This window comes from Bacillus sp. HMSC036E02 (assembly GCF_001836235.1).
Classification (GTDB): domain Bacteria; phylum Bacillota; class Bacilli; order Bacillales; family Bacillaceae_G; genus Bacillus_A; species Bacillus_A cereus.
This window is the reverse complement of record NZ_KV827869.1, coordinates 25,629-40,481: the sequence shown is the minus strand read 5'-3', so window position 1 is coordinate 40,481 and position 14,853 is coordinate 25,629. Positions and strand designations below refer to the sequence as shown.

Sequence of the window (14,853 nt, the reverse complement as noted above, 5' to 3'; positions counted from 1 at the left end):
AATTGAATATACATGAAAATATACGTATGGCTATCTCTTCTATCTTTGCCCATAAAATGAGATCTATTTTAACGATGCTGGGAATTATTATTGGAATCAGTGCGATTATTACAATTCTCGCAACGGGGGATGGAAATACTGCAAAGATGCAAAAAGAGATTGAAGAGAGCCGCCATATGGATGAAATTAATATAGAGTATATCAACCCAGATTTTCCGCTGGAAATAGCGAAGATTACACCAGATATGGTAAAGCAATTAGAAGTAATACCAGGTGTAAAGGATGTGTACCCACATGTGAATATGGACGTAAAAGCATATGTAGGTTCAAAAGAAGCTTCTCTTAATTTAAATGTGGGAACAGGTAATTTTATGCAGGATCACAAACTACGAATGATACATGGGCGTGAGTTAACAGAGACTGAGCTGGAAAAACCAATTCCTGTTTTGATTATCAGTGAAGCTCTATTTAAAAAACTATATGATACATGGGAAGATGATTTATATATAGATATAAAAGGAAAACCATATAATATTGTCGGGGTGTACAAATATGATAATATATGGCAATCAAATGTGTATGCAGGATATACCTCGGTTGACAATGCACCGTTGATCTCAGGTGTTGAGGAATATAATGCAGTGACCATTAAGTTATCTTCTTCTAGCGAGCGAGAAATTGTAGGGAAACAAGCTGTATCTGTATTAAATGGATTGAAACCACCAGAATTTGAGCATCTATTTACAGTAGAGGATGAGACAAAAAACGATTTGGTCGTAGAAGAATCATTAGATACGATGAAAATGGTATTCACTGGTGTTGCTGGAATCTCTTTAATCGTAGGTGGTATTGGTGTGATGAATATCATGCTTGTATCTGTTACAGAGCGTACACGTGAAATAGGTGTTCGAAAAGCACTTGGTGCAACGAGAAGGGAAATATTAATGCAATTTCTTATTGAAGCTTGTATTTTAACAGCATTAGGTGGAGTAATTGGTTTTGTGTTAGGTATTTTCTTTGCTTGGGTATCGGCAATCGTAGGTGGATGGCCACTTGTTATTTCAGTAAATCTAGGTCTACTATCTGTTGGAATATCTATATTGATTGGCATTGTCTCTGGTATACTTCCAGCAAATAAAGCAGCTAAACTAGACCCAATTGATTGTCTACGATATGAATAATAGTTGTAGGTGAAAGATAAGATATTCTAGAAAAGAGTAAATACCCATATGGGTATTTACTCTTTTTGAAAATAAGGATTTTCATGGTATAAGCAAAAATCTAAACAATCTTAACTCTAATTTTATATAGATTTCTTGGCTGTAAATACTAAGAGGAGAGAGGAATATAAAATGAAAACAGTGCTAGAAGCAAAAAATATTAAAAAAGTATATGACACAGGTGGAAATACATTTGAAGCGTTGAAAGGGATTAACTTACAAGTAAAAGAAGGAGAATTTGTTGGAATTATGGGCCCTTCTGGTTCAGGTAAGACAACTCTATTAAATGTTCTTTCGACAATTGATCATGTGACGAGTGGTGAGATTTTAATAGAGGGAAAAGATATTGTAAAAATGAGTGATGATACGTTGGCATTATTTCGGCGCAATCATTTAGGTTTTATTTTTCAAGATTATAACTTATTAGATACGTTAACGGTCAAAGAAAATATCGCATTGCCTCTCGCTTTATCAAAGGTGAAGGTTAGTGAAATTGATCGGCTTGTTCTTGAAATCTCTAAGAAGTTTGGCATGGATCATATCTTAAGTCAATACCCATATCAAGTATCTGGGGGACAGAAACAACGCTGCGCAGCATCACGTGCCATGGTTACGAATCCGAGTATGATTTTTGGGGATGAGCCAACTGGGGCGCTTGACTCTAAATCAGCAACGGATTTATTAGAAAGTATGAAGTCATTAAATGAATATGATAACTCAACCATATTAATGGTAACGCATGATGCGTTTGCGGCAAGTTATTGTAAACGAGTGATTATGATTAAAGATGGTGAATTATATAAAGAATTACACCGTGGAGAATTAACACGTAAGCAATTCTTCCAACAAGTCATTGATGTAATGTCTTCCATTTCTGAAGATAAGGCTGATGATCTTATCTAATATGGCCATTTATAACATAATGTGTGATTAAAATAATGTATATTTTGTAGAAATAGTTTTTAGGAGGTTAAAATAAATGACTTTAATTGAAATCGTTCAACGAAATATAAGGCGAAATTTTAAGGAGTATATACTTTATTTTATATCTTTAGCTTCGAGTATGCTGATTTATTTTATATTTGCGTCACTTCGATATAGTACGCAAATAAAAAAAGAAATGCTTAATAATGTAATGATTAATAGTGTTCTTCAGTCTTCAAAAGTGATACTCATTATTTTTATAGCCATATTTATTATTTACTCTACTAATTTTTTTATAAGAAAACGTAAAAAAGAGATAGGGTTATATTCTTTACTAGGTATTACTAAAAAACAAATTGGTACGATGTTATTTTGTGAAACATTAATAATGGGGGGCGTAGCTTTAATAGTTGGGATATTGATTGGCAGTATAAGTTTTAAGTTATTTTTAGAACTTCTAATGAGTTTGATGAAATTAAATGTGCCAATTACGTTCGAGTTATCTATAAAGGCCATAATAGACACAATTATTGTTTTTTTATCGATTCTATTATATACAGCTTGGAAAAAATCGCGCTTAATTTATCAATTTCCATTAATTGAAATGTTCCAAGCGAATCATAAAGGAGAGAGTATGCCAAAAGGATCTAAATATTTGGCATATATAGGTCTTATTTTAATTGGCTTTGGTTATGTTTTAGCATTCTTTTTTCGCGAAGTCGTAAAATTTGTGCAGAACCCTGAGGACCCTATGCGTCCGCTAATGGATCCTAAAATAATCCCGTTATGTATTTTGATTGCGATTGTTCTTGCAACCTACTGTCTATTCACGTCTTATACAGTTATTGTATTAAAGAAAATTAAAAGTAAGAGCAATATCTATTTTAACGGTATGAATATACTAAATATTTCACAGTTGTTATATCGAGTAAAAGGAAATGCCAAATTACTTGCGACTATTGCTATCTTAAGTGCCACAGCTTTAACGGCAGTTAGTACAGTTGTATCAGGATATTATGTAGGGCAATCTGAAACAAATGAAGATTTTATGCAACTGTATGGAGTTACATTATTTATTGGAAGCTTTTTAGGAATTATATTTGTACTAGCAACTGGTTCTATTATTTATTATAAACAACTATCTGAAGCACATGCTAATCAGAAATACTATGAGGTTCTTCGTAAGATAGGTGTTACGAAAAAAGAAGTAAGAAAGTCAATTTCTAACCAAGTTAGCTTTAGTTTTATTTCACCTATAATAGTCGGACTTACTCATAGCTTATTTGCTTTACCAATAATAAATAACATGCCTATATACAGTATTATGATTCCTATTTCCATTAGTTCTATTGCATATTGCATAATCTATTTTGGATATTATATATTAACTGTTAATTCGTATTTTAGAATTGTGTATAAATAATAAATTCTTTTGATATTGCGTAATAAAATTAGGAAATACAACCTATCAAGTTCTAAATAATAAAGAATAATGAAATGAACAAAAGCCGATACCCTTAACGTGTAGGGAAGCGGTTTTTTCTATATGGGGTACCGCCACATCGCTATCAAGCTAAGAAAACAAAATTCTCCCTAAAATGAAAAAATGCGCTATTCTTTTTGTAGAATCATAGGAAAGGGTGGTGTTTTTTAAATTTTATAGATACTTTGTGGTAACCTCAAGTAGGAGGATTTAGCACAGTCAAATAATAATATCTTTTGTCTAGAAAGGAGAATGTTTTTTGAAATATAAATTAAGAAAAAAATTAAGTGTGTTTTTTATAGGATTATTAGTACTAGTACTAATCGCTTCTATTTTCGTTTATTATAAGTTTTTAACACCTTCAGCAGATATTCAACAATACAAGGCATATTATGCTCCAAAAACAACACAAAAAGTATTGAATCACGGTGAGGTAAAGGTCACATTCTTAGGAACATCATCTTTACTATTTGATGATGGAAATACGCAATTAATGATTGATGGTTTTATTTCTAGGCCATCCTTACCCAAAATATTGTTCAGCAATATAAAAACAGATGAAGATACTGTGGATAAAATTTTTAATCAAATAGGGGTTGATAATAATAAACTTAAGGGATTATTTATTGCACATACACATTATGATCATGCGTTGGATTTAGCTTACATAGCTAAACGAACTGGAACACATGTATATGGTTCAGAATCAGCAACTAACATAGGTATTGGTGGTGATATAAATAAGAACCAGATGTCTGTATATGAAGTAAATAAGGGTATGAAGTTTGGTGATTTTACTGTTACTGTCCTTCCAGCGAAACATTCACCAACCTTTGATGAAGGAGAAAAAATAAAAAAGCCACTTAAACAACCAGCTAAAGCCCTAGATTATCATGAAGACTCTTCATATGATTACTTGATTACGTATAATAATAAAACTTTCCTTGTTAAACCAAGTGCTAACTATATAGAAGGTGTATTAGATGATATTCGAGCTGATGTCTTGTTTTTAGGAATAGGGGTATTAGGAAAGCAGGAAAGTACTTTCCAAAATACGTATTACGAGCAAACTGTACGAAAAGTACAACCGAAGCTTGTTATTCCAATACATTGGGACGATTTCACCAAACCATTGACAGATACTCTTGAAGCAATGCCTAAATATGCGGACAATACTAAAAATGGATTAGATTTTATAATTCAAAGGACAAAAGCAGATAAAATTGATCTTCAAATACTACAAGGTGTTAGAAGTATTTACTTCTAAAAAAGGATCCACCACACCTCTATCAAGTTAAGAAACATAAAAAAACGATAATAATGAAATTCCGTGCTAAAAAAGCTACAAAATTTTCGTTTAGGGGCAATCTGTTCTGTTAGCTTGATGGCGATGTGTCTGTACCCCTATATCATCTTTCAGATCTTCCGTTCGTTGTAATGAGCGATAAAATATGGAACGGGGTAACTCTAATACGTTACGCAATTCTTTTACTGTTATTTTTGTTTGTACATTTTTCCATAAAGTAACTACAGTTTCTGATTTCAGCCCCTTTCGATTTCCAGATACTTTCCCCATACAAGTAATTTTGTTTTAGGTGTTTATTTTCTATACGTAGCTATTCTAATTCACTGAGCTCTTTTGGTCTTTTTCCATAAGAATATTGTTTTCCTACAGGTTGTGGAAACCGATACGTTTGATCTGTACGATATCATTTCATTTCATCTATGTCTTAATTTGGGAAACATTTTTAATTCCGAGTTTCTCCATAATGGTCCGATTGGAATACCCATCCTTTTTCATTTCAATCACTTTCCACTTTACTTCTTCTGGGTAATGAACTCTTATTTTTTTCATGTACCACTATTCGGGTTCACTTCAACGGTAAGTTTTTTTTGTTTTATAAGCTTAACCCAAACCGTTTTAATTCAATAAAAATCCCCTCTAATTGCTTTCCTTTATCCGTTAATGTGTACTCTACACGAGGCGGAACTTCTGGATATACTTTTCTCGTTATAATGCCTTGAGACTCTAATTCTTTTAATCGAAGCGATAATGTTTTTGGACTAATACCATCCATTGATTTTTGTAAATCACTAAAGCGTAATGTTCCTTCGATAAGAAGATCACGAATGATTAAAAACGTCCATTTTGTACTAATTACATCAAGCGTTTTAGCGATAGGACAAGGTATGCCCGGTAAACCTTTCGTTAATTCAACTGGATTTATATCGTTCATGGAACTAGCCTCCATAAAATTTTTTTGGATGAATTTGCTTTATAGTATCACAAAACTATACTTTTGGTAACTATATGAAAAAAATATCACTACTTCCATAAAGGAAGTTAGTGCATATACAATAGCAATACGAAACAAAAAGGATTTATATAAGGAGGTGGTGATTTCCATGGGGATAAAAAAGTTATTTGGATTTCTTAGTTTGTTTGTTATTTGTATTGTGCTTGTAGCATGTGGTGTGGAACAAAAAACTGAAGTTCAGTTATTAAAAGAAATGCCAAAGCCAAAAGCAATGACAATTGATCCCTCACTAAGTAAAAAAGAAGCGACAGAAATGGTTCATGCGGCGCAGCGTTTTTATGCATTTTGGGATACAGGTAAGGAGGAACTTATTCCGCAGACTGTTACTAAAGATTTCTTCGATAATACATTGCCGAAAGGGCGACCACAAGGCATTGAAGGATTAAAGTTTGCAGCGCAAAATTTTCGTAAAGTTGTGCCTGATATACATTGCGAGATTGAAGACTTATTAGTTGTTGGTGATAAAGTAACAGCCCGTCTTTCTTTTACAGGAACGCATAATGGTAAGAAAATTAATTTTTTTGCAATTGATATTTTACATGTGAAAGACGGAAAGATAACGGAAGATTGGCATTTAGAAGATAATCTTACACTACAGCAGCAACTCGGCTTAATAGCTGAAGAGTAGATCATATAGGGGAGAGAAAAATGATGAAAAATATATTTATTATAAATGGACATGAAAAATACGGTACAAAGGAAGGACGATTAAATAAAACGTTAGTAGATTATATGGTTACTGTATTAGGCGAGAATCATCATGTGAAAACAACAACGATTCAAGATGGTTACAATATTAAAGAAGAACAAGATAAATTTTTATGGGCCGATGTTGTGATTTATCAAACGCCAATTTACTGGTTTAGTGTTCCAGGCTTATTTAAAACGTATATGGATGAAGTATATGAATACGGTTTGTTCTTTAAAGGTGCAGATGAATATGGAACAGGTGGTTTATTAAAAGAGAAAGAGTATATGTTCTCTACAACTTGGAATGCACCTGAAAAAGCATTTGGAGATAAGACGAAGTTCTTTGAAGGAGAAAGTTTAGAATCAGCGCTTAGTCATTTACACCGCGTGCAAAAGTTTCTCAGTATGAGTCCGTTAAAGAGTTTTGCTTGTTATGATGTGGTGAAGAATCCGGATATAGAGAAGTATTTATTGAACTTGAAAGATCACTTAGATGGAGTAATTAAATAATAGTATGTGAAGAAGGTACTGCTAAGGATGTAGTACCTTCTCCTTTTATAATGACTCATATTTTAAGACATGGATGGCTGTATCCATAACTTCGCAAAATTTGCCCAACCGAATGAATCAATTGTTACGTTTTTTAAAGAAGAAGGGTATGTTTTTCTTTTTAGAACGTGATAGTTAAATAAAATGATGTGTTCTGCTTGTAAAAACTCTTCAATCTCATACATGAGTTCATAGCGCTTTTCTTTATTTTCTTCTAGTAAAAATGTATCTAGTAAACAGTTAATTTGTTTTTCGTAGTGCGGGTCCATGAACCGATTTACGAAGCAACTTTTATTTTTAAATACATTTAAGAATGCAATTTCATGATTGGCAGCAAATACTTCTCCCATGAAAATAATATCAGCATGTTTATCAATAGAGCGATTCATATAATCTGAAACGGGAAATGGGTGAAGCTCTACTTGTATACCTAAACTTGCACATCGTTCTTTTAAGAAATATGCATCATTTGCACTATCTTTAAATGCGAAGAAGTAAATATGTATCGTTTCTCCATTATATGTACTCTTTTTCAAATACTCTTTTGCCTTTTCTAAAGAGTAGGATCTTCTTGTTGCAAGGCGGCTTCTATCAGGGAAAAAGCTTGATGCAGCAATTGTCCGTCTACCCTCTATGTTACGAAGTATCATTTCAACATCATATAGTTCTCTCCAAGCTTTTCGAAAGTAAATGTCGTGATGAGGACCAGGTTTTTTAAAGTTGAAGCTAGCATAAATACAACCTATTTCTTCTATTTGTATATCATGCCTTTCATTTTCCTCTTCGTTTGGTAGTTCATAATCAGCATCTATTTGCACATGGTCAGGAATACCCCAAAATTCAATACGGTCTAATAATGCGCGCTCTTTAAAATAATGGGTGAACGCTTCGAGTACGATATTATCTTCAGAGTAATGAGCAAGTTTGAAAGGTCCAGTACCTATATAATGATGATTTTGAATACTCGTATCACGCGGTAAAATTGCGAGCTGCATTGAACTTACATAGTGTAAGAAAAATAAATTTGGTTTTGCTAAATGGAATCGAATTTGCAGTGGTGATGGTGTTTCAATTTGAACAATTTCTTCTGTTAACCATTCGAAAGGGGATTGAACTTGCTTTAGTCTTTCAAATGAAAACTGTACATCTTTAGAAGTTAAAATTGATTCATTGTGAAAATATATATCTTTTCGTAAATAAAAGGTCCACGTAAGTCCATCTTCACTTAATTCCCATGTATGCGCAATGTGAGGCTCCATTTTTTCAGTAACATCGTTATAGACAACTAACGTATCAAAAATTTGACTTGTAAGATGACTCTCTGTAGTTACAGCCACAAAAGCCGGATCTAATGGGAATATCTTTCTCGATATAGGAATCTTTAATACGTCGTACATATCATTTGAAGGTTCGTATCCAAAATGATGATGTAGTTTATTTTCTATCTTTTTTTGAAGTGCAAGGGGTAGGGGTTCTTTTAAAAGAAGAAAGATATCTTTTAATTTTTCTTGTGCTAACAGTTCATCTGTATAGGACTCAATCGCTTCTACGAGATTATGTATAAATAGAATTTCCGTTTTATTTCCGCGGCCTCGCCCTGGAGTCCAGCTAATTAATTGCTCCTCGCTCATTTTCTTTAATAAAATCTTTACGTTTTTCGTACTGCAATATAAAACATCCGCTAATTCTTGTAAGCTATTTCGCATATGTTGTTGATCTTGTGCATGTAGTCTTAGTCTAATGTAATAGTCCATAATTTTCATATATACACTTCCTTCTATCATAAAAGGGGAAACTCTTTAGAATATTCTAACCTTTTTCTTCCTTTTTTTCAAAGTAAAATAAGTAAGCATAAGGAGGGGAAACAATGGGATTTTGGAGTATGCATCGAAATATAAAAATTAGAATTATAACATCGTTTTTAACACGTACTGTGTCCACGATGATTTTTCCATTTATGGCGATTTATTTTTCCGTAAAGTTAGGTAGCGCGATTGCTGGTGCGTTACTACTTATTAATGTCATAGCTTCATTAGTAATTGGTTTATACGGTGGATATGTTGGAGACCGGCTTGGGCGTAAAAAGGTTATGATTATCGGTCAAAGTATACAAGTCATTTCCATTGCTTGTATGGGAGTTGCGAATTCGGATTACGTTGACTCACCGTGGTTAACATTTATCTTTATGCTAGTGAATAGTTTAGGATCGGGACTTATGAATCCTGCGACAGAAGCGATGTTAATTGATGTGAGTACATCTGAAAATCGAAAAGTGATGTATAGCATTAATTACTGGGCTATTAATTTATCGATTGCGATTGGAGCGATATTTGGAGGATTACTATTTGAAAACTATAGACTACAATTGTTTATCGTATTAACGCTTGTTGCCATTATGACTTTATATGTGATGGCTGTGTATATGGAAGAAGTGTATGTAGCACGAAAAACGATGGAGAAGAAAAATGTATTAAAAGATATGGCAGATAGTTATAAAGTCGTGATGAAAGATAAAGCATTTTTAATTTTTTGTGCAGCGAGTATATGTACATTATCGTTAGAGTTTCAAATTAATAATTATTTAGGGGTACGTTTGCAGAAGGAATTTGAAACGGTGCACTTTTTATTCGGGAATGGTTTTACGTTTGATTTAACAGGTATTCGCATGCTAAGCTGGATTTCTGCAGAGAATACAATTTTAGTTGTGTTATGTTCAGCACTTCTTATTAAAATGCTGAAAAGCTTCAACGATTTGAAAATCTTATATGTAGGCTTATTTATTTACACGATTGGATTTACAATACTCGGAACGAGCAATAGCTTATGGATTTTATTAATTGCAGGGCTTTTCCAAACGGTAGGCGAGATGATGTATGTGCCAGTGCGTCAATCTATTATGGCAGATATGGTGCCAAATGAGGCGAGAGGTTCATATATGGCGATTAACGGAATGGTCTTTCAAGTTGCAAAAATGAACGGGGCATTAGGTGTTATGCTAGGTTCATTTATTGCATCTTGGGGCATGAGTGCTCTGTACTTTATCGTTGGTATGAGCAGTATTTTACTATTTATGAAGGCGATAGGGAGAGAGAAGTATGAGGGGGAGGTTTCTCAGATTGGATAAAACGATATGAAAAGCGATGCTAGAAATCGCTTTTCATATGGCTTTTAAAACGGATCAACTTCAGCTAAATCAGGATTGCTATTTGGGTTTGTTAATAAGACTTTCAGCTCACCTACTTCAGAGAGCGCAACGAGGATATAACCACTAATAAGGACGACGAGTCCGATGACCCTTAATGTTTGCAGCGTAATATCACGGCTATTGTTTTCGGAGTTGTCTTGGGGCGTTGAAGGTGGATTGTTATTCATAAATAGGGCTCCCATCTTTTGTATTTATATATGTGCGAAATCATTATTTAACTTATGGATAGGAATTATATAGTCATTTTCACTATATGAGAAATGCCTATGAAAAGTGATAAGGAATTTTTGGGCGAGAAAAGGGGGGAATCCAAAAGATTATTAAAACTGAACTTTTGGATTCCCCTCTTTTTATTTATCTTGCTATTTGTGGTGGTCGGATTTCCTGTAAACGACCAGTTGGTGAGGGCTAATGAATCAGTGGGGGGATGAATAAAACCCCGCTGATTCATTATTTTCATGTAAATAAAAGGAGGTTAGTTAACCAAAGTAGTTATCCTAATATACGCAACGATTCTTCAATAAACGCTGGGATGTCCTCTGGCTGTCTACTTGTTACTAGCTGATTTTGACATACGACAACCTCTTTGTCATGAAAGTTCCCGCCGGCATTTTTTAAATCGACTTCAATAGATTTATATCCAGTTACATCGCGTCCTTCAAGTGTTTGTGCAGTGATGAGTAGCTGAGGTCCGTGACAAATAGCGAAAACAGGTTTTTCCGCATCCATAAATGCTTTACTAAAGCGAACAAAACGTTCATCGGCACGAAGTATATCTGGAGAAAATCCACCCGGTATGAAGAGGGCATCAAAGTTCTCTGGAGAAACATCATCAATACTTTTATCAATCACGACTTCACTTTTTCCTTGCTTACCGTGTACCGTTTTCCCTTTTTCCATTTCAATAGTTGTGAATTCATATCCCTTTTGTTTAAAAGCTTCTACTGGCTCTGTGTATTCTGTATCCTCGAAATAATCCGTTATTAAAATAGCAATTTTTTTACTCATTCTAATCCGCTCCTTATATTATATTATCGGCTCCAGAATCTTCCTTGGGCAATGCCTTCTATAAATGATTCAATTGAAGTATTTGTTAAGTTGTAAACTCCTGCTCCATCCAGTTTAATCTTACTATGGTCCAAAGCATGAGGATTACTAAGGACATGAGCTATCGGTTTAAAATGTTTAAAAGTAGTTTCTGCAAATTCTAAAACAGGGGGTTGAATGACAGACTCACTACTAAACACTAATACTGCATCAAAAAGGGAGGAGTCTGTTGTTGTATAAGTGTCAGTTACTTTAATGGAATCATTGAACTGATAAATTTTATTATCTATGATACTATAGTTAATTCGGTGTTGTACAAAAGCTTGAATCCATTCGGACAGAAGTGAGACGCTTGGGTCACCATTTAATAGAATTGCAACATTTTTGGAATCAGATTTAAAAATAGTATTGGACATACTTAGTGCAGGTGATTTTGCATCTGAATTTACTTCGTGATTTTCCTTAGGTAAAGGAGCTCCAATAATGTTAGCGACTTCTTGTGCTAATTGACGATCGACGTGGTTTAAGAGAGCAATTACATTTGCCTTCACCATGTCTGATTTACACTTCCCAACTTCAAAGCAAAAAGCTTCTTTTATGTGCTGCTTTTCAATAGGGCTCATACTATTGTAGAAAAGTTTAGCCTGAGAATAAAAGTTAAGAAAGCTTTTACTGCGACCTCTAATTTTATGCCCATCAATCTTTTCTTGATAATGTTCATATCCTCCTTGTTCGGCTTGGACGGTTGCAGGTTGATTGTTATTTAATCCATTAGGATGATAGCTTGTTTGACCGCGATGAATCTGCATTTGATGCATACCATCACGTTGATTATTATGAAAAGGACATACAGGCTGATTAATAGGAATTTGATGGAAATTAGGGCCCCCTAAACGAGATAATTGTGTATCTGTATAGGAGAATAATCTTCCTTGCAGAAGAGGGTCATTTGAAAAATCAATACCTGGTACGACATGACCAGGGTGAAAAGCTACCTGCTCTGTTTCAGCAAAGAAGTTATCAACATTTTTGTTCAGTGTCATTTTACCAACTAATTTTACGGGAACTTCTTCTTCTGGCCATAATGTCGTTGGATCTAAAATATCAAAATCAAATTTATGTTCATCTTCTTCTGGAATTAGCTGTAATCCAAGCTCCCATTCAGGATAATCCCCTTTTTCAATTGCTTCGTATAAATCTTGACGATGAAAATCAGGATTTTTCCCGGCAATCTTTTGAGCTTCATCCCATACTAATGAATGAACCCCGAGGGTAGGTTTCCAGTGAAACTTTACGAAATGGGCTTTTCCTTCTGCGTTAATGAGTCGAAATGTGTGAACTCCAAAACCTTCCATCATTCGTAAACTACGCGGAATAGCTCGGTCGCTCATTTGCCACATGACCATATGAGTGGACTCAGGATTATGCGCAACAAAGTCCCAAAAGGTATCATGAGCGCTAGCTCCTTGAGGAATATCATTATGTGGTTCTGGTTTAACTGCATGGACAAAATCAGGAAATTTAATAGCATCTTGGATAAAGAATACTGGCATATTATTACCCACTAAATCATAGTTTCCTTCATCTGTATAAAATTTTGTGGCGAATCCGCGTACATCTCTTACTGTGTCGTTGGATCCTTTAGAACCTTGAACGGTTGAGAACCGTACAAATACAGGTGTTTTCTTTGAAGGATTAGTAAGAAAATCTGCTTTCGTATATGTTTCTAAAGATTCATAAAGCTGAAAATAACCATGAGCGCCAACCCCGCGTGCATGAACAATCCTTTCGGGAATTCGTTCGTGATCAAAATGGGTCATTTTCTCACGAAAGTGAAAATCCTCCATTAAGGTTGGGCCTCTTAAGCCCATCTTTAAAGAAAATTCATCTTCAGCTATTTTTACCCCTTGATTTGTTGTTAAAGCATGTTTGCATTGATTGTCAGTAACGTGATGCTTCAATTGTTCCGTTTTTTTATTCACAATATAGGCCCCTCCTTTACTCTGTTAATTAATAGATACCCTTTTTATTAGGTCGTAAACATGTATTATCGTTTTTGTATGTAAAATCATAAAATATCGGTTGTTTCAGTAATTCTTGTTTGAGGAAGCAAAATAAAAAAGCCAAGGAGAAAATTTATTTTCTCCTTGGCTTTTAAGATAATTCTTTTCGTTAAAATGCGGAAATTCTTTGCTTCGTTTTTGGTACAATAATAAATTTGATCCAGAGTAACCCGACAATCATAATGATAAGGCTATGTAAAAATTGACCTGTAGCAATGAGTATAACACTCGAAAATACAATGAGTTGAATACTTAGCAATATAAAGATTAAGCTAAGAAATTGTTTCATTCTTTCTTCAGTATGGATTGGATATAATGCTGCAATAATATTTCCCGAAAAATATTTCCATAGTGAACGAAGCTGCATAGAGATCATATATAGAACGATGTAAGTGATAGCACCTTTTACGTATATATTTGGTATGAAATATAAGGCGAAAGCACCGATCAATCCTAAGCGAATATATATACCGAAATAATCATTTCCACGTAAAAATGCTAGTGTATGTAAGTAGAAGAAAGTTGCTCGTTTTTTATGTAATAAAGGTTCAATCCAATTTGTAAGCCATTTTCTTTTATTTACTTGTTTATTCAGTTGCGGAACATCGGTGAAAATGCTAGCAAATTGATAAAAACGAACGTTCATTTTTTCTTCTTGCTCGATTATGTAATCCCACGGTATTCGTTTTGTAGGCTGTTTTTTCGTATATAGAAGTAGGAAAGCAAGTAGTAAGAGTAGTCCGCCCAATATGAGAACATTTGCGGAATAAAACAGCATGTAAATGATTAGGGCGTTACAAGTAATACGAATGATCAGCCATATATTTTTTTCGTGACTATCACGCCACATCCAATGTATGTACATGTTCCAGGCTTTCGTAATCATTAACACGATAAAGATTGTACATAAAAAAGGTACAGTTAATTGTAATGATTGCATAGCAAGTGGAACGAGAATAAGGAACGTAAATAACAATGGGAAAAGCTGCATGATGTAATTGTATAGAAGAGATTTTTTGAAATAGGATGTTAGTTTCTCTTCTAATACAAGCAAATAGACAGCATCAGGTTTTTGAATAAATGTACGGATAGGGCATCTCGTTATAATGAACGTAAGTACAATCGTTATAATTATTAAAGATATTCCTTTAGAAGGAGATGCTTTTAGAAACTGAGCATAATAATATGCACCAACGCATGAAATAAAGATAAAGCTATATAGTAAACCGTTAATCATACGTGCAAAGTATGTAATGATATTTTGAATATGTTGTTGGAAGCGACTGCTCCATAGCGATTCGATTGACATGTTTTTCACCTCTTTGTTCTATTATATATGTTTTACAAAAGAAAA

Annotated in this window: 13 protein-coding genes and 1 pseudogene; 7 read left to right on the top strand and 7 right to left on the bottom strand. The window is 34.0% G+C overall.

The genetic code is table 11. The features are described 5' to 3' along the window. The first annotated feature begins 2 nt into the window (after window positions 1–2). From HMPREF2590_RS24445 to HMPREF2590_RS24430, 4 genes are all read left to right on the top strand, one after another. On the top strand, window positions 3–1,181 hold the full coding sequence (locus HMPREF2590_RS24445) for an ABC transporter permease (protein WP_050821665.1): 1,179 nt from the start codon (window positions 3–5) through the stop codon (window positions 1,179–1,181). A gap of 171 nt (window positions 1,182–1,352) precedes the next feature. Then, window positions 1,353–2,123: an ABC transporter ATP-binding protein gene (locus tag HMPREF2590_RS24440; protein WP_070861603.1), complete on the top strand. Its 771-nt coding sequence runs from the start codon at window positions 1,353–1,355 to the stop codon at window positions 2,121–2,123. Between the two features lie 76 nt (window positions 2,124–2,199). Then, the gene (locus HMPREF2590_RS24435) at window positions 2,200–3,567 is read left to right on the top strand and encodes an FtsX-like permease family protein (protein ID WP_000172530.1); all 1,368 of its coding nucleotides are present in this window, start codon (window positions 2,200–2,202) and stop codon (window positions 3,565–3,567) included. A gap of 319 nt (window positions 3,568–3,886) precedes the next feature. Continuing rightward, window positions 3,887–4,894: an MBL fold metallo-hydrolase gene (locus tag HMPREF2590_RS24430; protein WP_000875676.1), complete on the top strand. Its 1,008-nt coding sequence runs from the start codon at window positions 3,887–3,889 to the stop codon at window positions 4,892–4,894. Window positions 4,895–5,032: 138 nt separating this feature from the next. Here the strand turns inward: HMPREF2590_RS24430 and HMPREF2590_RS30145 are convergent. Both HMPREF2590_RS30145 and HMPREF2590_RS24420 read right to left on the bottom strand, forming a co-directional pair. After that, window positions 5,033–5,482: pseudogene (locus HMPREF2590_RS30145) on the bottom strand (IS3-like element ISBt2 family transposase); the annotation flags it as partial. A gap of 43 nt (window positions 5,483–5,525) precedes the next feature. Then, window positions 5,526–5,864 carry a winged helix-turn-helix transcriptional regulator gene (locus tag HMPREF2590_RS24420; RefSeq protein WP_000997917.1) on the bottom strand — a complete coding sequence of 113 codons (339 nt, stop codon included), beginning with the start codon at window positions 5,862–5,864 and terminating at the stop codon, window positions 5,526–5,528. Window positions 5,865–6,033: 169 nt separating this feature from the next. On the opposite strand from HMPREF2590_RS24420, the gene HMPREF2590_RS24415 reads away from it, so the two are divergent. Both HMPREF2590_RS24415 and HMPREF2590_RS24410 read left to right on the top strand, forming a co-directional pair. Next, complete coding sequence (locus HMPREF2590_RS24415; protein WP_000511560.1) at window positions 6,034–6,573, top strand: ester cyclase; 540 nt, start codon at window positions 6,034–6,036, stop codon at window positions 6,571–6,573. A 23-nt stretch (window positions 6,574–6,596) separates the two neighbouring features. Next, on the top strand, window positions 6,597–7,145 hold the full coding sequence (locus tag HMPREF2590_RS24410) for an NAD(P)H-dependent oxidoreductase (RefSeq protein WP_002098791.1): 549 nt from the start codon (window positions 6,597–6,599) through the stop codon (window positions 7,143–7,145). A gap of 62 nt (window positions 7,146–7,207) precedes the next feature. On the opposite strand, the gene HMPREF2590_RS24405 is transcribed toward HMPREF2590_RS24410, so the two are convergent. Beyond that, window positions 7,208–8,968, bottom strand: a complete 1,761-nt coding sequence (locus HMPREF2590_RS24405; RefSeq protein ID WP_000569525.1) for an SgrR family transcriptional regulator — start codon at window positions 8,966–8,968, stop codon at window positions 7,208–7,210. Between the two features lie 83 nt (window positions 8,969–9,051). Between HMPREF2590_RS24405 and HMPREF2590_RS24400 the strand changes: the two genes are divergently transcribed. Beyond that, a complete protein-coding gene (locus tag HMPREF2590_RS24400) occupies window positions 9,052–10,308 on the top strand; it encodes an MDR family MFS transporter (protein WP_000508236.1) in 1,257 nt (418 codons plus the stop codon). Between the two features lie 44 nt (window positions 10,309–10,352). On the opposite strand, the gene HMPREF2590_RS24395 is transcribed toward HMPREF2590_RS24400, so the two are convergent. The 4 genes from HMPREF2590_RS24395 to HMPREF2590_RS24380 all read right to left on the bottom strand — a co-directional run bounded on the left by HMPREF2590_RS24395 (window position 10,353) and on the right by HMPREF2590_RS24380 (window position 14,808). Then, window positions 10,353–10,556: a hypothetical protein gene (locus HMPREF2590_RS24395; RefSeq protein ID WP_001063872.1), complete on the bottom strand. Its 204-nt coding sequence runs from the start codon at window positions 10,554–10,556 to the stop codon at window positions 10,353–10,355. 325 nt (window positions 10,557–10,881) lie between these two features. Beyond that, a complete protein-coding gene (locus HMPREF2590_RS24390; RefSeq protein ID WP_000037532.1) occupies window positions 10,882–11,397 on the bottom strand; it encodes a type 1 glutamine amidotransferase domain-containing protein in 516 nt (171 codons plus the stop codon). Window positions 11,398–11,420: 23 nt separating this feature from the next. Continuing rightward, complete coding sequence (locus HMPREF2590_RS24385; RefSeq protein WP_050821667.1) at window positions 11,421–13,418, bottom strand: catalase; 1,998 nt, start codon at window positions 13,416–13,418, stop codon at window positions 11,421–11,423. A gap of 190 nt (window positions 13,419–13,608) precedes the next feature. Further along, window positions 13,609–14,808: an ABC transporter permease gene (locus tag HMPREF2590_RS24380; RefSeq protein ID WP_000021374.1), complete on the bottom strand. Its 1,200-nt coding sequence runs from the start codon at window positions 14,806–14,808 to the stop codon at window positions 13,609–13,611. Window positions 14,809–14,853 lie beyond the last annotated feature (45 nt).